This window comes from Cupriavidus sp. YAF13, from assembly GCF_052113425.1.
Taxonomy (GTDB): Bacteria; Pseudomonadota; Gammaproteobacteria; order Burkholderiales; family Burkholderiaceae; genus Cupriavidus.
Genome location: NZ_JBFRDD010000030.1, coordinates 39,746 through 61,118, shown reverse-complemented (window position 1 = coordinate 61,118; position 21,373 = coordinate 39,746). Strand labels below are relative to the sequence as shown.

Sequence of the window (21,373 nt, the reverse complement as noted above, 5' to 3'; positions counted from 1 at the left end):
TGGGATTTTGGCAACGCTTTGCGAGGGGTGTTGATGAAAAGCAATCGTGGTCAAACCGGCACATTGCCAGCGCCCCGTTTTTTGGTGAGAATCCACCAACTAAAAGAGCAAAACGTTTCATCCAAGAAACAATACAGACTCGCCAAATTAGAGCAACCAAGCCAAGGCGAGTTCAACGGTCAGGGGGTCACCTTGCGGCGAGGCATCTTGTCGGGGTTGTTGCGCCGTACGACGGTCGGCGTTGACATCGGGTCGTCCAGCGTTAAGGTAGTCGAGCTGTCCGTGGGCAGTGGCAACAACGACTATCGGCTGGAAAAATGTGCCAGCGAACTGCTGGACCGTAATGCCGTTGCCGATGGCAACGTGGTCAATATCGAAGCCGTTGGCATCGCTCTGAAGCGCGCCCTCGGCAAAGCCGGCATCCGCACCAAGGAGGTGGTGCTCGGCGTGCCTTCGATGCTGACCGAATCGCAGACCGTCAGCCTGCCGGACAACCTGTCCGAGGACGAGCTTTACGTCCAGGTGGAATCCGAGGCGCATCGCCTCTATCCGCCGTCGCAGGCCGTCAATTTCGACTTTGCCGTGATCGGCCCCAGCGAAACCGAGGGCGGCATCGGCGTGCGCGTTACCGCGGCTAACAGCGACCGTGTGCAGGAGCGCGTGACCGCCGCCGAAATGGCCGGACTCAAGCCGCACGTAATGGACGTCGAGGAATACGCGGTGCAGCGCTCCGTGGTGCAGATGCTGGGCGTGTCCGCCGACATCAGCGCCACCGACGCCAAGGAACTGCCCGTGGTGGCCGTGATCCACCTTGGCGGCAGCCGCTCCAAGGCGATCTTCTACCAAGGCTGGAAAGAGCTCTACGAGCAGCCGCTCAACAGCTACGGCGACCAGCTCACCCAGAGCGCGGCGCGCATGTTTACGCTGGACGCGCTCAAGGCCGAGATCAAGAAGCGCAAGAATACGCTGCCTGAAGCCTGGCGCACCCAGTTGCTCAAGCCCTCCCTGGAGGCGCTGGCGGTGGAGGTGCAAGGCGCCGTGCGCAACTTCCTGTCAGCTTCGAGCATCGGCAGGGTCGACGAGATCCTGCTCTCCGGCGGCCATGCGTCGCTGATCGGCGTGCAAGGCGCGATCGAGCAGCAAACCGAGATCACCACCACGCTGGCCAACCCCTTTGCCAACATGATGACAGCCGTCAAGGTCAACGAGCGCTATCTGCAGCGCGACCTGCCGGCCTACATCGTGAGCGCCGGGCTTGCGCTGCGCGGCCTGCAGTAAGCCAGCGAGGGAAGCCGCATGACTACCAATTCGATCCCGACAGTCAATCTGCTGCCTTACCACGAAGCCCGCAGGGCCTCGCGGCGCAAGAAGGTCTATGCCCTGCTGGGCGGCGCGGCCGGCGCCGGCGCGCTGGTGGTGCTGCTGGGCGGCATGTATATCGATCACCGCGTCGATGCCGTGTCCCGCCTGAACCAGGTGCTCCTGGCGGAGAACAACCGCATGGACGGGCAGATCCGCGAGGTCAATACGCTGCGCAAGGATATCGAAGGGCTGCTGCAGCGGCAGAAGGCCATCGAGGGCCTGCAGAACGAGCGCAACCGTCCCGTGCAACTGCTGGAGGAGCTGGTGCGCCAAGTGCCCGAAGGCGTGTACCTGACCACCCTCAAGCAGACCGGAGACGCCTTTACCGTGACCGGCATCGCGCAGTCGAACGAGCGCGTATCGGAGTTGCTGCGCAACCTTAGCCAGGTGCAGTGGCTGGACAAGGCCGAGCTGGGCGAATCCAAGGCCGTGATGATGACCAACAACCTGCGCGAGCAGCGGCGCCTGTTCGATTTCTCCATGCGCTTCGCCTACCGTGCGCCGGAAGCGCCGGGGGATGGCAAGAAGGGCAAGGCCGGCCCCGCCGGCGCGAGTGCGCCAGCAGGCGGAAAGGGCTGACCATGGCACTCAATAGCGAAATCTCGCTCGCCACGCTGAACGATCTCACCGCGCAGTTCCGTGGCCTGAACTTCAATGAGCCGGAAACCTGGCCGGCCGCCCCGCGCGTGCTGTTCGCGGTGCTGGCTGCGGTGCTGGTGCTGCTGCTGGGCTGGCAGTTCTACTGGAGCGGCAAGCTCGAGGATCTCGATCGCCGGCATGCCGAGCAGGACACGCTGAAGCAGTCCTACATGAGCAAGGTGGCGCAAGTGGCCAACCTGGATGCGCTGCGCAAGCAAAAGGCGGAAGTGGAGCAGCGCGTGGCGCTGGTCGAGCGCCAGTTGCCCAACAAGACCGAGATGGACGCGCTGCTGGCAGACGTCAATCACGCCGGCGTGGCGCGCGGCCTGCAGTTCGAGTTGTTCAAGCCGCAACCCGCCGTGATCAAGTCCTACTTTGCAGAGATCCCGGTCAACCTGAAGGTCACCGGCCGTTACCACGACGTGGCCCAGTTCAACGCCGATGTTGCTGCGCTCTCGCGCATTGTCTCGATGCAGGGGCTGCAGTTCACCACAGGCAAGGATGGCGGGCTGACGATGGAAGCCACGGCCATGGCCTACCGCGCGCTGGACCCTGACGAACAGGCGGCGCAGCGCAAGGCGGAAGCCGCGGCGGCCAATACGGCTGCGGGAGCAAAGAAATGATGCCAGCGATCCACGCTTCGCGCCTGTGTGCCTGCGCTTGCGCGCTGATCGGCGCCGCGCTGTTGGCGGCCTGCGGGGGCAGCGAGGAAGACGGCCTGCGCCTGTGGATGGCGCAAGCCCAGGCTGCCAAGGCGCCGCCGCCGGCGCCGCTGCCCGAGCCCAAGCCTTACGTGCCGCGCGACTACGAGGGCCGCAGCGCGCCCGAGCCCTTTGCCCAGAACAAGATCGGCGACCTGAACCGGGTCCTGTCCGAGTCGCCGGAATCCGGTCGCCGGCGCGAGCCGCTGGAGGATTTCCCGCTGGAGAACTTCAAGATGCTGGGCGCCATGAAGAAGAGTGGCGAGACCTACGGCGTCGTGCAGGTAGATAACAAGATCCACCACGTCAAGGTGGGGCAGTATCTCGGCCAGAACTACGGCCGGGTGGTCCGCATCAACGATCAGGAGATCGTGTTGCGCGAATTGGTCCGGGAAGGGGTAGCCGAGTGGAAAGAGAAAATGACCAGCCTGAAGCTGGAGGGGTCGGCATGATCATGGGTCGCTGGTACCGGGCGCTTGCGGGCGCCGCAATGATGACACTGGTATTGGCCACGCCGGTTGCGTTGGCGCAACCAACGCCGGGCAACGCCATCAAGCGTGTCGACGCCTCCACGGTGGGCGAGCAGACCGTATTCACGGTCGAGATGCAGGGGCCGCCGGCGCAAAAGCCGGCCGACTTCACCACGCAGAATCCGCCCAAGCTCGCCATCGATTTTCTCGATACCGGCTTCGCGGCCGGGCGGGCGCAATATGACTTCGGCGGCAAGCTGCTCAAGAGCGCCAATGTGGTCCAGATCGGCGATCGCACCCGTGTGATCCTCGACCTGACCCGCGTCGCCAGCTACCGCACCGAGGTGCGCGGCAACCTGTTCGTGGTGCTGCTCGACAATGTCGCCCCGACCGCCCGTGCGGCAGTGCCGACGTTCGCGCCCAGCTCGGCGCAGGCGCCGGCAATGCCGGCGACGCGGCCGACCGTGCGCAATATCGATTTCCGCCGCGGCCAGGATGGCGCAGGCCGCATCGTGGTGGATCTTTCCTCGCGCGATTCCGGCATCAATATCGCGCAGCAGGGCCAGAACGTGGTGGTCGATTTCCTCAATACGTCGCTGCCCGATGGCATGCGCAGGCGCTTTGACGTGACGGATTTCGGCACGCCGGTGCAGGGCATGCGCGCGAGCGACAACAACGGCAGCACCCGCCTCACCATCGAGCCGCGCGGCAACTGGGAGTACAGCTCCTACCAGACCGATACGCAGTTCGTGGTGGAGGTGCGCCCGGTCAAGGAAGATCCGGCCAAGCTGATCAGCGGAGCAGGCTTCCGCGGCGAGCGGCTCTCGCTGAACTTCCAGAACATCGACATCCGCTCGCTGCTGCAGGTGTTTGCTGATTTCACCAACCTCAACATCATCACCAGCGAAAGCGTGCAGGGCAATCTGACGCTGCGCCTGAAGGATGTGCCTTGGGACCAGGCGCTGCAGATCGTGCTCGATGCCAAGGGACTGGCCTCGCGCCGCAACGGCAACGTGCTGTGGGTGGCGCCCAAGGCCGAGCTGGCCACCAAGGAAAAGCTCGAGCTCGAATCGCAGCAGCAGATCAATGACCTCGAGCCGATCCGCAGCCAGGTGTTCCAGCTCAACTACCAGCGTGCCGAAGACGTGCGGCGCATGCTGCTCGGGCTGGCCGCGACGGGCGTCGGCGGCGCGGGCGCGCTGGGCAGCGTGGGCGCGGTCCCGGCGGTGGGCGGCATAGGCGGCGCGGCGGCCAGCAATACCCGCATGCTGTCCAAGCGCGGCTCGCTGACGGCGGATCCCCGTACCAACCAGCTGTTCGTGTCCGATATCGCGACCAAGCTCGAAGAGGTGCAGAGCTTCCTCGGCAAGATCGACATCCCGGTGCGCCAGGTCATCATCGAGGCGCGCATCGTCGAGGCCAACGATACCTTCAGCCGCAACCTGGGCGTCAAGCTGGGCTTTGCCTCCAAGACGGCGGGCGCCGGCTACGGCAACACCTACACCAATGTGGTCAGCCCGGTGACGCAGAACGCAACCTGGGACAACGGCCCGGCGCTGAGCCTGCCGGCTGCGGCGATCAACGGTGTCAACCCGGGCTCGGTCGCGGTCAGCCTGTTCAGCAACACGGCCGGCCGTTTCCTGGCGCTCGAGCTGTCCGCGCTGGAAGCGGACGGGCGGGGCAAGATCATCTCCAGCCCGCGCGTGGTGACCGCCAACAATATCAAGGCGCTGATCGAGCAAGGCACGGAGTTGCCCTACCAGGCAGCCACCTCCAGTGGCGCCACCTCGGTGCAGTTCCGCAAGGCCAACCTGAAGCTGGAAGTCACGCCGCAGATCACGCCGGAAGGCAATGTGCTGCTGGATGTCGACGTCAACAAGGACAGCGTGGGCATTCAGACCACCTCGGGCTTCGCCATCGACACCAAGCACGTGCAGACGCAGGTGCTGGTGGAGAACGGTGGCACCGTGGTGATTGGCGGCATCTATAGCCAGACCGAGTCCACCAATGTGAACAAGGTGCCATTTCTGGGGGATATCCCGATCCTCGGCAACCTGTTCAAGGACAACGCCAAGGTCAACAACCGGACCGAGCTGCTGGTGTTCCTGACGCCGCGCGTGCTCAACGACAGCGTGTCGCTGAAATAGCGCCCGCTCGCGCCGGATGCAGTAGACTGACAGGCCGCATCGTTCCGATGCGGCTTTTTTTATTGTCCAGGCGGGCTAGAGAGATTGGGCGGGGGTGCATGTGGCAGGCGCGCAAGGCGGATTTCCTTGTGCCGATTGCGCCTCGCCACTTGCCCGGATCGTCCCAACATAAGAAGATGATGCAGTTTTCCACCGCGAGGGCCGGCCAGAGACCCGGCTCCCGCCCGACACGCCAGTGACAGTCACCCGCCCGAACCTTTTCTTTGTCGGCCTGATGGGGGCCGGCAAGACCACCGTCGGCCGCACCGTGGCCCGGCGCCTGAATTACCCGTTCTTCGATTCGGATCACGAACTCGAGGCGCGTTGCGGCGTGCGTATCCCGATCATCTTCGAGCACGAGGGCGAAGCGGGCTTTCGCGACCGCGAGGCGCAGGCGATCGACGAGCTCACCCAGCGCCGCGGCATCGTGCTGGCCACCGGCGGCGGCGCCGTGCTGCGCCCGGAGAATCGCGCTCACCTGAAGGCGCGCGGCACCGTGGTCTACCTGCGCGCCAGCCCGCACGACCTGTGGCTGCGCACCCGCCACGACCGCAATCGCCCGCTGCTGCAGACCGAAGACCCCAAGGGACGCCTGGAAACGCTCTATGGCGAGCGCGACCCGCTTTACCGCGAGGTGGCGGATTTCATCATCGAAACCGGCAAGCCTTCGGTAGCGCAGCTTGCTAATATGGTGTTGATGCAACTTGAAATGGCCGGTTTCACCGTTGCCGCCGAAGAACCCGAAGGGGCCGACGGCGAGTGCGCGGACAACCTCCCGGCGCAGGACCAGAATCACAATGATCACCCTTGAAGTCAGCCTCGGGGAGCGCAGCTACCCCATCCATATCGGCACCGGCCTGCTCGACCAGACCGACTTGTTCCGCCCCCATGTGCGTGGCCAGCACGCCGTCATCGTCACCAATGAGACCGTAGGGCCGTTGTACGCCGCCCGCGTCCAGGCTAGCCTGGCGGCGCTCGGCAAGACGGTGCGCACCGTGACCTTGCCCGACGGCGAGGCCTTCAAGCAGTGGGAAACGCTCAACCTGATCTTCGACGCGCTGCTCAGTGCGGGCGCCGACCGCAAGACCACGCTGATCGCCCTGGGCGGCGGCGTGGTGGGCGACATGACCGGGTTTGCCGCTGCCTGCTACATGCGCGGCGTGCCGTTCGTGCAGGTGCCCACAACCCTGCTCTCGCAGGTGGATTCGTCGGTGGGCGGCAAGACTGGCATCAATCACCCGCTCGGCAAGAACATGATCGGCGCCTTCCACCAGCCTAATGCGGTGATTGCCGACATCGACACCCTGCGCACGCTGCCGGAGCGCGAGCTCGCGGCGGGCCTGGCCGAGGTGATCAAGCATGGCGCCATGGCCGATGCCGAGTATTTCGGCTGGATCGAGCGCAATATCCGCGCGCTCAACGCCTGCGACCCGGACATCATGGCACTGGCGGTCAAGCGCTCATGCGAGATCAAGGCCGCCGTGGTGGCCCAGGACGAGCGCGAGGGCGGCCTGCGCGCCATGCTTAATTTTGGCCACACCTTCGGCCACGCGATCGAGGCTGGCATGGGCTACGGCGAGTGGCTGCACGGCGAGGCCGTGGGTTGCGGTATGGTGATGGCGGCAGACCTGTCGCACCGGCTCGGCTTCATCGACACCGAAACGCGCGCGCGCGTGGTGCACCTTATCCGCGCCGCCATGCTGCCGGTGGTCGCGCCGGAACTGGGCACCGACCGCTACATCGAACTGATGAAAGTGGACAAGAAGGCAGAAGCCGGCAGCATCAAGTTCATCCTGCTCAGGAAACTGGGCGAAGCCTTCATCACCACCGTGCCAGACCCTGACCTGCGCGCTACCTTGCAGCACGCGGTGCTCAGGCCGCCTACCGAGGCGCCGGTCGCCTGAGGCGATCGGTTGTGCCTTGCAACGCCGGCCGGGCGGCGCACCGCCACCCGGCCGGACGCCTGACCGGATTGCCGCATGACCGACCTCGAAAGCCATCTTGCTCCCTATGCCGCCCGCTCCGCGCAGACCCTTGGGCGGGTGCATGCCGAACCGGCCTCGTCCTCGCGCACGGAATTCCAGCGCGACCGCGACCGCGTCATCCACAGCACAGCCTTCCGGCGGCTCGAGTACAAGACCCAGGTCTTCGTCAATCATGAAGGTGACCTGTTCCGCACCCGACTCACCCATAGCCTGGAAGTGGCGCAGATCGCCCGCTCCATCGCCCGCAACCTGCGCTTGAACGAGGACCTGGTCGAAGCCATCTCGCTGGCGCACGACCTCGGCCACACGCCCTTTGGCCATGCCGGCCAGGATGCGCTGAACAACTGCATGAAGAACCACGGGGGCTTCGAGCACAACCTGCAGAGCCTGCTGGTGGTGGATGAGCTGGAGGAGCGCTATGGCGGCTTCAACGGGCTCAACCTGACGTTCGAGACGCGTGAGGGCGTGCTCAAGCATTGCTCGCGCGTCAATGCCTCTGCGCTTGGCGAGCTGGGCCGGCGCTTTCTGGAGGGGACGCAGCCCTCGCTGGAGGCCCAGCTGGCCAACCTGGCCGACGAAATCGCCTACAACAACCACGATATCGACGACGGCCTGCGCTCCGGGCTGCTCACGCTTGAGCAGATGGACGAAGTGCCGATGTGGGGCCGCCACCGCGCCGAGGCGATGGCAGCGTTTCCCGGTATCAACGGGCGGCGTGTGATCAACGAGACCGTGCGCCGCATGATCAACACGCTGATCGTCGATCTGATCGAAACCACCAGCCAGAACATCGCCGCAGCCAACCCGCGCAATATCGAGGCCGTGCGGGCTGCAGGCCCGCTGGTGGCCTTCAGCGCGCCGGTGCGAGAGGAGGCGGCGGCGCTCAAGCGTTTCCTGTTCCGCCATCTCTATCGCCATTACCTGGTGATGCGCATGTCCGCCAAGGCCCAGCGCATCATCACCGACCTGTTCGATGTGTTCATGGCGGATCCGCGCCTGTTGCCGCCGCAGTACCAGGCGGGGCAAGGCCGCGACCCGTCCCGGCTGATCTCGCACTACATCGCCGGCATGACCGACCGCTATGCGATCCGGGAGCACCGCCGCATCTTTGCGGTCGACGAGGGCAGTTAGGGCAGCTAGGCCAACACGGCCAGCGGGAAAATTGGGGACGGATCAGGCTGCGGCTAGGCTATCATCGGACATCGCATTCGTTTGATGCCATCCGACCGGCAAGCACGTATCGCCGAACCTCCTCGCCCATCATGGCCCGACTTCCTCGTTTCTCCCCGGCTTCGCTGCCGGCACTGGTGTTGCAACGCGGCAACAATCGTCAGCCCGTCTTCCATGGCGCCGATGACTATCTCCACTACCTGGACTGCCTGCGCATGGCCGCGCGGGAGCACGACCTGGCTATCCACGCCTACGCCCTGCGGCCGAATCATGTCCATCTCGTGGCGACCCCCCGGCATGCCGATTCGCTCAGTCTCACCATGCAAGCGGTGGGGCGCCGCTACGCGCGCTATTTCAACCGGGTCGCGGGCCGTACCGGCACGCTGTGGGATGGCCGCTTTCGCTCGGCGGTGTTCGATCCTGCCGCCTGGATGCTGCCGGCCATGCAGTACGTGGAGGGCAACGCCGTGCGTGCCGGCGAGGTGATCTCGGCCGAAGGGGATCGATGGAGCAGCTATCGCCACCATGCCGGCATCGAGGCCAGCCCCTTTGTGAGCGATCACTCTGCGTACTGGGCGCTAGGCAATACGCCGTTCGAGCGGCAATCCAACTACCGCGCGGTCACTGCGGAGGGGCTGTCGTCGATGACCCTGGCCACGCTTCGCAGCCATGCGCATAGCGGCTGGCCTCTGGGTGACGCGGCCTTCCTTGCCCAACTGGAGCGACAGGGTGGGCGGCGCGTGCAGCCGTTGCCCAAGGGCCGCCCGGCGGGCCGGTCCGCAATGGACAGGGAGTCCGAGCCGGACACGATCTAGCCTCGGGCCGTGCGTGTGAAGCGTTGCGCGCTTGACTGCGGCGAGATCAATAATGCACGCCCCGCGATGCACCATTTTTTATCTGTCCCCAAATAAAGACCATCCCTGTTGTGGTGCGAGACTAAATATGATCTGACCCCATTTAAAAATTTTGCGGGACGCGTACGATTCTTTTATAGTTCCTCCACCCACATTCATTGTGCGGCGCGTCACGCCTGTGTACGCCGCTGCGGCCCCGCTGTCTCTCTGGTTCCCCGTCCCCGGTTTTCAACCGGCCCCGGTGGAAGAGTGCGGTCCCCGTTCCGGTCTGCCTTGCTGGCTCGCAGCCCTCACCGGAATCAAGCCCGTGGACCAATCGCAATCCCAATCAAAGCAAACGATGGCCCAAGCGCAGGCCGCAGAGTCTGCCGCCGCCACGCACGCGCCTGCCTCGCGTCCGCAAGCCCAGGGCATGTACGACCCCGCCAATGAAAAAGACGCCTGCGGCGTTGGCATGGTTGCCCATATCAAGGGCAAGAAGAGCCATGAGATCGTCCAGCAAGGGCTGAAGATCCTGGAAAACCTGGATCACCGCGGCGCGGTCGGCGCCGATGCGCTGATGGGCGACGGTGCCGGTATCCTGATCCAGATCCCGGACCAGTTCTACCGCGAAGACATGGCCAAGCAGGGCGTGACCCTGCCGCCGTCCGGCGAGTACGGCGTGGGCATGATCTTCCTGCCGAAGGAGCACGCCTCCCGCCTGGCCTGCGAGCAAGAACTCGAGCGCACCGTGCGCCTGGAAGGCCAGGTCGTGCTGGGCTGGCGCGACGTGCCGGTGGACGCCGCCATGCCGATGTCGCCGACGGTGCGCACCACCGAGCCGGTAATCCGCCAGATCTTCATTGGTCGTGGCCGCGACATCATGACCACGGACGCGCTGGAACGTAAGCTCTACGTGATCCGCAAGACCGCCAGCCACGCCATCCAGGCGCTCAAGCTCAAGCACGGCAAGGAATATTTCGTGCCGTCGATGTCGGCGCGCACGGTCGTGTACAAGGGCCTGCTGCTGGCAACGCAAGTCGGCGAGTACTACCTGGACCTGCAGGACCCGCGCGCCGTCTCGGCCCTGGCCCTGGTGCACCAGCGCTTCTCCACCAACACCTTCCCGGCCTGGGAACTGGCCCACCCGTACCGCATGGTCGCCCACAACGGTGAAATCAACACGGTCAAGGGCAACGTGAACTGGGTCAACGCGCGGACCGGCGCGATCTCGTCGCCGGTGCTGGGCGACGACCTGCCCAAGCTGTGGCCGCTGATCTATCCCGGCCAGTCGGACACGGCATCGTTCGACAACTGCCTCGAACTGCTGACGATGGCCGGCTACCCGCTCGTCCACGCCATGATGATGATGATCCCGGAAGCCTGGGAACAGCACACCATGATGGACGACAACCGCCGTGCCTTCTACGAATACCACGCTGCCATGATGGAGCCGTGGGACGGCCCTGCCGCGATCTGCTTCACCGATGGCCGCCAGATCGGCGCCACGCTGGACCGTAACGGCCTGCGCCCGGCACGTTTCTACGTGACCGAGGACGACATCGTGGTGCTGGCTTCGGAAGCCGGCGTGCTGCCGTTCCCCGAGTCGCGCATCGTGCAGAAATGGCGCCTCCAGCCGGGCAAGATGTTCCTGATCGACATGGAGCAAGGCCGCATCATCGACGACAAGGAACTCAAGGACAACCTGGCCAACGCCAAGCCCTACAAGAGCTGGATCGACGCCGTGCGCATCAAGCTCGACGAGCTGGATGCCAAGCCCGAGGACGTGGCTGCCGAGAAGAAGCCGGACGCCCGCCTGCTGGATCGCCAGCAAGCCTTCGGCTATACGCAGGAAGACGTCAAGTTCCTGATGGCGCCGATGGCGCTGGCCGGCGAGGAAGCCACCGGCTCGATGGGCAATGACAGCCCGCTGGCCGTGCTGTCGTCCAAGAACAAGACGCTGTACCACTACTTCAAGCAGCTCTTCGCCCAGGTCACCAACCCGCCGATCGACCCGATCCGCGAGAACATGGTGATGTCGCTGGTGTCCTTCATCGGACCCAAGCCCAACCTGCTCGAGCTGAACAACATCAACCCGCCGATGCGCCTCGAAGTGTCCCAGCCCGTGCTGGACTTCAAGGACATCGCCAAGATCCGCAATATCGAGCACTACACCGGCGGCAAGTTCCGTTCGTATGAACTGAACATCTGCTACCCGCAGGCTTGGGGCAAGGAAGGCATCGAAGCCCGCCTGGCCTCGCTGTGCGCGGAAGCCGTGGATGCCGTGCGCTCGGGCTACAACATCCTGATCGTGTCGGACCGCCGCGTCGATGCGGAGCACGTGGCCATCCCCGCGCTGCTGGCAACGTCCGCCATCCACCACCACCTGGTGGACAAGGGCCTGCGTACCTCGGCCGGCCTGGTGGTGGAAACCGGCACGGCGCGCGAGGTGCATCACTTTGCGCTGCTGGCCGGCTATGGCGCCGAAGCCGTGCACCCGTACCTGGCGATGGAAACGCTGGGCGACATGGCACAAGGCCTGTCCGGCGACCTGTCGCCCGAGAAGGCGGTCAAGAACTTCGTCAAGGCGATCGGCAAGGGCCTGCAGAAGGTGATGTCCAAGATGGGCATCTCCACCTACATGTCGTACACCGGTGCGCAGATCTTCGAAGCCATCGGCCTGTCGCGCGAGCTGGTGCAGAAGTACTTCCACGGCACCGCAACGAACGTCGAAGGCATCGGCATCTTCGAGGTGGCCGAGGAAGCGCTGCGCCTGCACCAGGACGCCTTCGGCGACAACCCGGTGCTGGACACCATGCTGGAGACCGGCGGCGAGTACGCCTACCGCGTTCGCGGCGAAGCGCATATGTGGACCCCGGATTCGGTGGCCAAGCTGCAGCACGCCGTGCGCGCCGACGACGGCAAGGGCGCATACCAGACGTACAAGGAATACGCCAATATCATCAACGACCAGAGCCGCCGTCACATGACGCTGCGCGGCCTGTTCGAGTTCAAGGTCGATCCGGCCCGCGCCATTGCGCTGGAAGAAGTGGAACCGGCCAAGGAGATCGTCAAGCGCTTTGCCACCGGCGCCATGTCGCTGGGCTCGATCTCCACCGAAGCCCACGCCACGCTGGCGGTCGCGATGAACCGCATCGGCGGCAAGTCCAACACTGGTGAAGGTGGCGAGGACGCGAACCGCTACCGCAACGAGCTGCGCGGCATCCCCATCAAGCAAGGCGACACGCTGCAGGGCCTGCTGGGCACCGAAGCCGTGGTGCGCGACCAGGAACTGCAGGCTGGCGACTCGCTGCGCTCGAAGATCAAGCAGGTGGCCTCGGGCCGTTTCGGCGTGACCGCCGAATACCTGGCGTCCGCCGACCAGATCCAGATCAAGATGGCACAGGGCGCCAAGCCCGGCGAAGGCGGCCAGCTGCCCGGCCACAAGGTCTCCGACTACATCGGCAAGCTGCGTTACTCGGTGCCGGGCGTGGGCTTGATCTCGCCGCCTCCGCACCATGACATCTACTCGATCGAGGATCTGGCGCAGCTGATCCACGACCTGAAGAACGTCAACCCGGCCTCCGATATCTCGGTCAAGCTCGTGTCCGAAGTGGGCGTGGGCACCGTGGCCGCGGGTGTGGCCAAGGCCAAGGCCGATCACGTGGTGATCGCCGGCCATGACGGCGGCACCGGCGCTTCGCCGCTGTCGTCGATCAAGCACGCCGGCACGCCGTGGGAGCTGGGCCTGGCCGAGACGCAGCAGACGCTGATGCTCAACGGCTTGCGCAACCGTATCCGCGTGCAGGCCGACGGCCAGATGAAGACCGGCCGCGACGTTGTCATCGGTGCGCTGCTGGGCGCCGACGAGTTCGGCTTCGCTACCGCACCGCTGGTGGCCGAAGGCTGCATCATGATGCGCAAGTGCCACCTGAACACCTGCCCGGTGGGCGTGGCCACGCAGGATCCGGCGCTGCGCGCGAAATTCCAGGGCAAGCCTGAGCACGTGGTGAACTTCTTCTTCTTCATCGCCGAAGAAGCCCGCGAGATCATGGCGCAACTGGGCATCCGCACGTTCGACGAGCTGATCGGCCGCGCCGACCTGCTCGACACCAAGCCCGGCATCGAGCACTGGAAGGCGCGCGGCCTCGATTTCACCCGCGTGTTCTACCAGGCTCCGTTCCCCGCCGAGCTGCCGCGCTTCCACACCGACGTGCAGGACCATGGCCTGTCGCTGGAAGCCGGCAAGGCGCTGGACCACGTGCTGATCGCCAAGGCTCGCCTGGCCATCGACAAGGGTGAGCGCGTGTCGTTCATCCAGCCGGTGAAGAACGTCAACCGTACCGTCGGCGCGATGCTCTCGGGCGTGGTGGCCAAGCAGTACGGCCATGAAGGCCTGCCTGACGACACCATCCACATCCAGTTGCAAGGCACCGCCGGCCAGTCCTTCGGCGCGTTCCTGGCGCACGGCATCACGCTGGACCTGGTGGGCGACGGCAACGACTACGTGGGCAAGGGCCTGTCCGGCGGCCGCGTGATCGTGCGCGCTCCGCATGAGTTCCGCGGCGACCCGACACGCAACATCATCGTGGGCAACACCGTGCTGTACGGCGCGATTGCCGGCGAAGCCTTCTTCAACGGCGTGGCAGGCGAGCGCTTCGCGGTGCGCAACTCCGGCGCGGCCGCGGTGGTGGAAGGCACGGGCGACCATGGCTGCGAGTACATGACCGGCGGCACCGTGGTGGTGCTGGGCGGCACCGGGCGCAACTTCGCGGCCGGCATGTCGGGCGGCATGGCCTATGTCTACGACGAGGACGGCCTGTTCGACAAGCGCTGCAACACTTCGATGGTGGCACTGGAAACGGTGCTGGCCGCGGCCGACCAGGAGAAGGGCCAGTCGCCCGCTTCCTGGCACAAGATGGACGGGCAGCGCCAGCTTGACGAAATCATCCTCAAGGGCTTGATCGAGCAGCATTTCCGCTTCACGGGCTCAGAGCGCGCCAAGGCATTGCTGGCCGATTGGACCACGGCACGCCGCAAGTTCGTCAAGGTCTTCCCGACCGAGTACAAGCGCGCACTGGGCGAGATGTACGCCAAGGAGCAGGAAGCGAAAGACAGCGACCGGGAAGCCATCGCCGCCTGAGCCCCAAGGGCAGGGCAGCGAGCCCGACCAAGCATGAGCGCTGTCGCGGATTCGCGCCGGCCTCACAAGATACTGACCTCACAGCGGGGCCGGCGCATGCGCCGGTGCCGCTCAGCATGACCAAGGACGCAACATGGGTAAGGCGACTGGCTTTCTCGAATTTCCGCGCCAGAACGAAGGTTACGAGCCCGTAACCAAGCGCGTGAAGCACTACAAGGAATTCGTATTCGCGCTGTCCGACAGCGAAGCGAAGATCCAGGGCGCGCGCTGCATGGACTGCGGTATCCCGTTCTGCAATAACGGTTGCCCGGTCAACAACATCATCCCTGACTTCAACGACCTGGTGTATCGCCAGGACTGGAAGTCGGCGATCGAGGTGCTGCACCAGACCAACAACTTCCCCGAATTTACCGGCCGCATCTGCCCGGCACCGTGCGAAGCTGCCTGTACGCTGGGCATCAATGAAGCACCGGTCGGCATCAAGTCGATCGAGCACGCCATCATCGACAAGGCCTGGGAAGAAGGCTGGGTTGCCCCGCAGCCGCCCAAGCACAAGACCGGTAAGACCGTTGCCGTGGTCGGCTCCGGCCCCGCCGGCATGGCCGTCGCCCAGCAGCTGGCGCGCGCCGGGCACGACGTGACCGTGTTCGAGAAGAACGACCGCATCGGTGGCCTGCTGCGCTATGGCATCCCCGACTTCAAGCTTGAGAAGTGGCTGATCGACCGCCGCATGGAACAGATGCAGGCCGAGGGCGTGACCTTCCGTGCCGGCGTGATGGTGACCGACGGCGAACTGCCGGCGGGCATCAAGAACTATGCGCGTGAAACCATCTCGGCGCAGGCTCTGCAAGACCAGTTCGACGCCGTGGTGCTGGCGGGTGGCTCCGAAGTGCCGCGCGACCTGCCGGTCCCGGGGCGCGACCTCGACGGCATCCATTACGCGCTGGAATTCCTGATCCCGCAGAACAAGGAAGTGGCCGGCGACGAGCCCAACGCGCTGCGCGCCGATGGCAAGCACGTGATCGTGATCGGTGGCGGCGATACCGGCTCCGACTGCGTGGGTACGTCGAACCGCCACGGCGCGGAATCGATCATCCAGTTCGAGCTGCTGCCGCAGCCGCCGGAAGAAGAGAACAAGGCGCTGGTGTGGCCGTACTGGCCGATCAAGCTGCGCACCTCGTCCTCGCACGACGAAGGCTGCAACCGCGACTGGTCGGTTGCCACCAAGGAGTTCATTGGTGAGAACGGCAAGATCACCGCGCTCAAGGCCTGCCGCGTCGAATGGAAGGACGGCAAGATGCAGGAAGTGCCGGACAGCGAGTTCATCCTTAAGGCGGACCTCGTGCTGCTGGCCATGGGCTTCACCAACCCGGTGGGCTCGCTGCTCTCCGCTTTCGGCGTGGATACCGATGCGCGCAAGAACGCCCGTGCCAGCACCGAAGGCGATCGCGCTTATCACACCAACGTGCCCAAGGTGTTCGCCGCTGGCGACGTACGCCGCGGCCAGTCGCTGGTGGTGTGGGCGATCCGCGAAGGCCGCCAGGCCGCGCGTTCGGTCGATGCCTTCCTGATGGGGCATTCCGAGCTGCCGCGCTGATCTGTGCCATGGCTTTGCTGATGCCGTGACGCGTTGCTCGCGCCACAAGACCCGCCCCGCGCAAGCCGGGCGGTTTTTTTTATAGCGGCGCGCTCAGCCTGGCTGCAGCGTACGGCCCATCAGCACGGCGTCGTCGCCGTAAGCCGACAGTTTGGCGGACAGGGCAGCGCTGGCAGGCGTCAGATTCGCGTACCCGAGTCTGCGCCACCATGCCGCAGCCGATTGCACGGCGACCAGCCGCGATGAGCGCAATCCGGCATCGAGCGCGGCCGCATGGGCCGCGGCGTAGAGCATTGGCGCCAGGCCGCGGCCCTGACCGGCGGGCGCCACCGCCATATCGTGCACGAACCAGGTCAGCATGCTGGCCGGCTCACCATCGCGGACCCAATGCCGCTCCAGCACGCCGTCGAGTGCCGGCAGGCTGTCCTGGGGCCACATGTGGGTAAACAGATAGGCTGCCAGCTCGCCATCCGGGCCGGCGGCCACCCAGCAAGTGGCGGGCGACAGCGCCAGGCGGCTGCCGAGGGCCGCAGCGGACTCGAGCAGCATGCCGCGATAGCACTGGGCCTGGATTTCCAGCACGGCGGGCAGGTCGGTGGCCAGCATGGGCCTAGGAGTGTATTCACGCATGACGGGCGATTATAGGCGGCGTCGGGCCAGGGGCGCCCTGGATGTCCGGAGACCCGCGCCCAGCCGTGCTTACAGGGTTGTCCCGGCTATGGTTAACGTGGTCTGTGCGGTGCTGGGCATTCTTCGTAGAATGACCTGACAATTAAAACAAAGTACACAAAGACTGCCTCGCTAATCCCTTTTCAGCCGATCAAGACGCCACGGCGATGCCAGTGGCCCGGAGGAATTGATGTCCGAAGTGCGCATTGTTTCGCGGCTTTGGCGAGGTAAGGCGAAGTTGCTTCACCCCGCTGCCATGCCGGCTTGTCTGCAGTTGTTTCTGCACGTCTGGCAGCCGCTGTGCCTCGCTGCCCTGCTGCTTGCCGCGAGCGGGCCCGGCCTGGCCCGGCCGGCCTCCATGCCGGCTACCCCGGCGTCGGCAGCGTTTGCGCGCCCGATATCGTTTCCCGTCCGCCCCATTCGCCTGATCGTGCCTTTTCCGGCCGGCGGCGTGCCGGATGCCGTGGCGCGCCTGCTGGCCGAGCGCCTGGCGGTACGTCTGGGCGTGCCGGTCGACGTCGACAACCGGCCCGGTGCGGGCGGCACCACGGCGGGAGACGTGGTGGCCAAGGCCAGTTCCGACGGGCATACCTTGCTGTTCCACCAGGCCACCATGCTGATCCAGCCGGGCCTGGAGCCGGTGCCTTATGACGTAGTGCGCGACTTCACGCCGGTGGCGCGGGTCGCGACCATGCCGCTGTTCCTGGTGATCGATGCGCGCCTGCCGATGCGCACGCCGCAGCAATGGCTCGCTGCGGTCAATGCCAGTCCGGGATCCTACAGCTACGGCTCCGGCCAGGCCGGCAGCCCCTCGCATCTTTATGCCCAATACGCTGTGCATGGTGTGCCGAACGGGGTGCCGCTGGTTACGGCCAAGGGCGAGGCGGCGGTGGTGCAGGAGATGCTGGCCGGGCGCGTCAGCGCTTGCTTCTGCGCGTTTGCTTCCGTGCAGGCCCAGGTCAAGAGCGGCAATTTGCGCCTGCTCGGCGTGACTGGTGTGGCGCGTTCGCAACTGGCGCCCACGGTGCCCACGCTGCAGGAGTCGGGGGTGGATGGCTATGGCGCGGGAGCCTGGTACGGCGTCATTGCCCCGGCCAAGACCCCGCATGTCATCGTGGCGCGGATCGCCAGCGAGCTGGACGGCGTCATGGGTGAGCGCGAGGTGCGGGATCGCCTGCTGGCGGCGGGCCTGACGCCGTTGCGCGATTCGCCGGAAGCCTTTGCGACGGCGATCCGGTCGGAGTCGATCCAGTGGCAGGTCATCTTGCGGCAAACTGGTGGGCCAACTGAGCCTTAAGTCTCTCTTTTTTGGCAGAGATGTCCGAAGTCCGCAACTCAAATGTGACGAAACAATTATTTGCGTTGAGTGGATGTGGATTGCGCCACACTGCCTCGGGCAGCGCTAGGTAGTAGCCCTTATAATGGCGGACTGCCTAACACGGTGCCAACGTGACCGATTCCGCCTCAAACCTCGTCGAGCTCCAATCTGTCGATTTCGCCTATGCGGCGGGCGGCAAGCCAATCCTGTCGGGCCTTAGCATGCGCTTCCCGCGTGGCAAGGTGGTGGCCGTCATGGGCGGCTCCGGCTGCGGCAAGACCACCGTGATGCGCCTGATCGGCGGCCAGGTCAGGCCGCAGAGCGGCCAGGTGCTCTTCAACGGCGCCAATATCCCGGCCCTCGACCGCAATGACCTGTACGCCGTGCGGCGGCAGATGGGCATGCTGTTCCAGTTTGGCGCGTTGTTTACCGATCTCTCCGTGTTCGATAACGTTGCCTTCCCGTTGCGTGAACATACCGACTTGCCCGAGTCGATGATCCGCGACCTGGTGCTGATGAAGCTCAATGCCGTCGGCCTGCGCGGCGCGCGCGAGCTGATGCCGGCGGAGATCTCCGGCGGCATGGCGCGCCGGGTGGCGCTGGCCCGCGCGATCGCGCTCGATCCAGCCCTGCTGATGTACGACGAGCCTTTTGCCGGCCTCGACCCGATCTCGCTGGGCCTGACCGCGCGCCTGATCCGCAGCCTGAACGACGCGCTGGGGGCCACTACCATCATCGTGTCGCACGACGTCAACGAGACCTTTCTCATCGCCGACTACGTCTATTTCATTGCCAATGGCCGCATTGCCGCCGAAGGCGAGCCCGAGGCCCTGCGTGCCTCGACGGATCCCTTCGTGCACCAGTTCGTCCATGCCGAGCCTGACGGCCCGGTCCCGTTCCACTATCCGGGGCCGTCGCTGGCCGAGGACTTCGTGAGCGGGGCCGGACGATGATGGGATTTTTCACGAGCATCGGCTCCGCGGTGCGGCAGTCGGTCAGCGGCCTGGGTCATGCCACGCGCATGTTTTTCACGGTACTGGCGATGTCTCCGGCGCTGCTGCGCCGCTTCCGGCTGGTGAGCGACCAGATTTTCTTTGTCGGCAACCTGTCGCTGGTGATCATTGCGGTTTCAGGCCTGTTTGTCGGCTTCGTGCTGGGTTTGCAGGGCTATTACACGCTAAATCGCTACGGCTCCGAGCAGGCGCTGGGGCTGCTGGTGGCGCTGTCGCTGGTGCGCGAACTGGGCCCGGTGGTGACGGCGCTGCTGTTCGCCGGCCGCGCCGGCACGTCACTGACCGCCGAGATCGGCCTGATGAAGGCGGGTGAGCAACTCACCGCCATGGAAATGATGGCGGTCAATCCGCTGCAGCGCGTGATCGCGCCGCGCTTCTGGGCTGGCGTGGTCGCCATGCCGGTGCTGGCGGCGATTTTCAGCGCCGTTGGCATCCTGGGCGGCTATGTGGTCGGGGTGCAGATGATCGGCGTGGACGCGGGCGCGTTCTGGTCGCAGATGCAAAACGGGGTGGATGTTCGCAATGACGTGCTCAACGGCGTCATAAAGAGCTTCATTTTTGGCGTCGCGGTGACGTTTATAGCGCTGTACCAGGGCTATCAGGCCAAGCCGACGCCGGAAGGCGTGTCGCGTGCCACCACGCGCACCGTGGTGATTGCCTCGCTGGCGGTGCTGGCGCTGGATTTCCTGCTGACTGCGCTGATGTTCAGCTGACTTGGCCGGTGCGGTCGCCGGAGCCGGAGTACTTGAAGAAGAGACGCAGATGAAAAGAAATACACTCGATTTCTGGGTTGGGCTGTTTGTGGTGGCGGGTTTCGTGGCGCTGCTGTTCCTGGCGCTCAAGGCCGGCAACATGAGCGCCCTGTCGTTCCAGGACACCTACTCGGTGCAGGCGCGCTTCGATAACATCGGCGGCCTGAAGCCGCGCGCCCCGGTGAAGAGCGCCGGCGTGGTGGTGGGCCGCGTGGCGGATATCCGCTTCGACGACAAGACCTACCAGGCGACCGTGACGCTCAACCTGGAAAAGCGCTACCAGTTTCCCAAGGACACCTCGGCCAAGATCCTGACCTCGGGCTTGCTCGGGGAGCAGTACCTGGGCCTTGAGGCGGGTGGCGACACCGCCATGCTGGCGGAGGGCTCGCGCATCACCATGACGCAGTCGGCCGTGGTGCTGGAAAACCTGATCGGGCAGTTCCTGTATAACAAGGCCGCCGATGCGGGGGCGGGTGGCAACAATGCCGGCGGCGCTGCCGCTGGAGCCGCCAGCGGCGCAGCGGGGGTGGTGAAATGACCGGCAGGCGTGCTGCCGCGCGCTGGCGCGTGGGACGAAACTGCTTGCTGGCAGCATCGGTTGCATGGCTGGCGGCAGGTTGCGCCACTGGCCCGACCGCCAACCCGAAGGATCCTATCGAGCCCTTCAACCGGGAAGTCTTCAAGGTCAACGACGCCGTCGACAGGACCGTGCTGCGCCCGGTAGCCCAGGTGTACGCAGATTACGTTCCGTCGCCGATCCGCACCGCGATCGACAACGCTTTCTCCAACGTCAGCGATGTCTACTCGGCCGTCAACAACCTGCTTCAGGGCAAGCCCACCCGCGCCGCGGAAGACACCATGCGCGTGGCCATCAACAGCGTGCTGGGCATCGGCGGGCTGATCGACATCGCCACGCCGGCGGGCTTGCCGAAGTACAAGGAAGACTTCGGCCAGACCTTGGGCGTATGGGGTGTGCCGGCCGGTCCGTACCTGGTGCTGCCGCTGTTCGGGCCTAGCACGGTGCGCGATACCACTGGCATGCTGGTCGACCGCCAGATCGATCCATCGGCGTATATCGAGCCCGTGTGGCTGCGCAACTCGCTGTTCGGGGTGCGTGTCGTCAACACCCGGGCTTCGCTGCTCGGCGCCACGAGCCTGATCGAGATGGCAGCGCTCGACAAGTACGCCTTCATGCGCGACGCGTACCTGCAGCGCCGCGAGTACCAGATCTATGACGGCAACCCGCCGGAGAGCGACGATACCGTGCCGACCAGCCCGCCGCCGGACGCCACACAGGAAAACCAGGCGCTGCCCACGCCACCCGTGCAGATGCCCGGCAATATCGGCAATTTCCGCTTGCGCTGAGTGGGATCTGCCGCAGCTCGTGTCTCCGCTGTGAGTGGTGCAACAAAGTATGAAAATGTGGTGCCGGAAGCTCCGGCACCGCGAACTCCCAGGCCTTGCCCGAACTCCAACTCGGCGCATGACTATTGCCGGCCTTGGTGCCGGGACGCTAGGATGCCGTACCTCGGTGT

17 protein-coding genes are annotated in these 21,373 nt (G+C 65.2%); 16 read left to right on the top strand and 1 reads right to left on the bottom strand.

Features of this window, described 5'->3' with window-relative positions; all coding sequences use genetic code 11:
- Positions 1-207 precede the first annotated feature (207 nt).
- From pilM to AB4061_RS23085, 11 genes are all read left to right on the top strand, one after another.
- Complete coding sequence (gene pilM / locus AB4061_RS23135) at positions 208-1,278, top strand: type IV pilus assembly protein PilM (protein ID WP_441637873.1); 1,071 nt, start codon at positions 208-210, stop codon at positions 1,276-1,278.
- 18 nt (positions 1,279-1,296) lie between these two features.
- A complete protein-coding gene (locus AB4061_RS23130) occupies positions 1,297-1,941 on the top strand; it encodes a PilN domain-containing protein (protein ID WP_441637871.1) in 645 nt (214 codons plus the stop codon).
- Between the two features lie 2 nt (positions 1,942-1,943).
- The gene (locus tag AB4061_RS23125; RefSeq protein WP_441637869.1) at positions 1,944-2,624 is read left to right on the top strand and encodes a type 4a pilus biogenesis protein PilO; all 681 of its coding nucleotides are present in this window, start codon (positions 1,944-1,946) and stop codon (positions 2,622-2,624) included.
- Positions 2,621-3,154, top strand: a complete 534-nt coding sequence (locus tag AB4061_RS23120; RefSeq protein ID WP_441637867.1) for a pilus assembly protein PilP — start codon at positions 2,621-2,623, stop codon at positions 3,152-3,154. The genes AB4061_RS23125 and AB4061_RS23120 overlap by 4 nt, the downstream gene beginning before the upstream one ends.
- Positions 3,151-5,319: a type IV pilus secretin PilQ gene (gene pilQ / locus AB4061_RS23115; protein WP_441637865.1), complete on the top strand. Its 2,169-nt coding sequence runs from the start codon at positions 3,151-3,153 to the stop codon at positions 5,317-5,319. Before AB4061_RS23120 ends, pilQ begins: the two co-directional genes overlap by 4 nt.
- Before the next feature lie 235 nt (positions 5,320-5,554).
- Positions 5,555-6,169: a shikimate kinase gene (locus tag AB4061_RS23110; RefSeq protein WP_043350282.1), complete on the top strand. Its 615-nt coding sequence runs from the start codon at positions 5,555-5,557 to the stop codon at positions 6,167-6,169.
- A complete protein-coding gene (gene aroB, locus AB4061_RS23105) occupies positions 6,156-7,262 on the top strand; it encodes a 3-dehydroquinate synthase (protein WP_441637863.1) in 1,107 nt (368 codons plus the stop codon). Before AB4061_RS23110 ends, aroB begins: the two co-directional genes overlap by 14 nt.
- A 75-nt stretch (positions 7,263-7,337) precedes the next feature.
- Positions 7,338-8,474 (top strand): deoxyguanosinetriphosphate triphosphohydrolase, encoded by a 1,137-nt coding sequence (locus AB4061_RS23100; RefSeq protein ID WP_441637861.1) that lies wholly within the window; start codon positions 7,338-7,340, stop codon positions 8,472-8,474.
- Positions 8,475-8,605: 131 nt separating this feature from the next.
- Positions 8,606-9,328: a transposase gene (locus AB4061_RS23095; RefSeq protein WP_441637859.1), complete on the top strand. Its 723-nt coding sequence runs from the start codon at positions 8,606-8,608 to the stop codon at positions 9,326-9,328.
- A gap of 379 nt (positions 9,329-9,707) precedes the next feature.
- Positions 9,708-14,489 carry a glutamate synthase-related protein gene (locus tag AB4061_RS23090; RefSeq protein WP_441637857.1) on the top strand — a complete coding sequence of 1,594 codons (4,782 nt, stop codon included), beginning with the start codon at positions 9,708-9,710 and terminating at the stop codon, positions 14,487-14,489.
- A 133-nt stretch (positions 14,490-14,622) separates the two neighbouring features.
- The gene (locus AB4061_RS23085) at positions 14,623-16,086 is read left to right on the top strand and encodes a glutamate synthase subunit beta (protein WP_441637855.1); all 1,464 of its coding nucleotides are present in this window, start codon (positions 14,623-14,625) and stop codon (positions 16,084-16,086) included.
- A 93-nt stretch (positions 16,087-16,179) separates the two neighbouring features.
- Here AB4061_RS23085 and AB4061_RS23080 read toward each other — a convergent pair whose 3' ends face one another.
- Complete coding sequence (locus AB4061_RS23080) at positions 16,180-16,716, bottom strand: GNAT family N-acetyltransferase (RefSeq protein WP_441637853.1); 537 nt, start codon at positions 16,714-16,716, stop codon at positions 16,180-16,182.
- Between the two features lie 229 nt (positions 16,717-16,945).
- Between AB4061_RS23080 and AB4061_RS23075 the strand changes: the two genes are divergently transcribed.
- The 5 genes from AB4061_RS23075 to AB4061_RS23055 all read left to right on the top strand — a co-directional run bounded on the left by AB4061_RS23075 (position 16,946) and on the right by AB4061_RS23055 (position 21,203).
- Positions 16,946-18,052: a Bug family tripartite tricarboxylate transporter substrate binding protein gene (locus tag AB4061_RS23075; RefSeq protein ID WP_441637851.1), complete on the top strand. Its 1,107-nt coding sequence runs from the start codon at positions 16,946-16,948 to the stop codon at positions 18,050-18,052.
- A 152-nt stretch (positions 18,053-18,204) separates the two neighbouring features.
- A complete protein-coding gene (locus tag AB4061_RS23070; protein WP_441637849.1) occupies positions 18,205-19,026 on the top strand; it encodes an ABC transporter ATP-binding protein in 822 nt (273 codons plus the stop codon).
- Positions 19,023-19,799, top strand: coding sequence for a lipid asymmetry maintenance ABC transporter permease subunit MlaE (mlaE, locus tag AB4061_RS23065; protein ID WP_043350253.1), 777 nt, complete (start codon positions 19,023-19,025; stop codon positions 19,797-19,799). Before AB4061_RS23070 ends, mlaE begins: the two co-directional genes overlap by 4 nt.
- 49 nt (positions 19,800-19,848) lie before the next feature.
- On the top strand, positions 19,849-20,376 hold the full coding sequence (gene mlaD, locus AB4061_RS23060) for an outer membrane lipid asymmetry maintenance protein MlaD (RefSeq protein WP_043352390.1): 528 nt from the start codon (positions 19,849-19,851) through the stop codon (positions 20,374-20,376).
- Positions 20,373-21,203, top strand: coding sequence for an MlaA family lipoprotein (locus tag AB4061_RS23055; RefSeq protein WP_441637846.1), 831 nt, complete (start codon positions 20,373-20,375; stop codon positions 21,201-21,203). The genes mlaD and AB4061_RS23055 overlap by 4 nt, the downstream gene beginning before the upstream one ends.
- Positions 21,204-21,373: the final 170 nt, after the last annotated feature.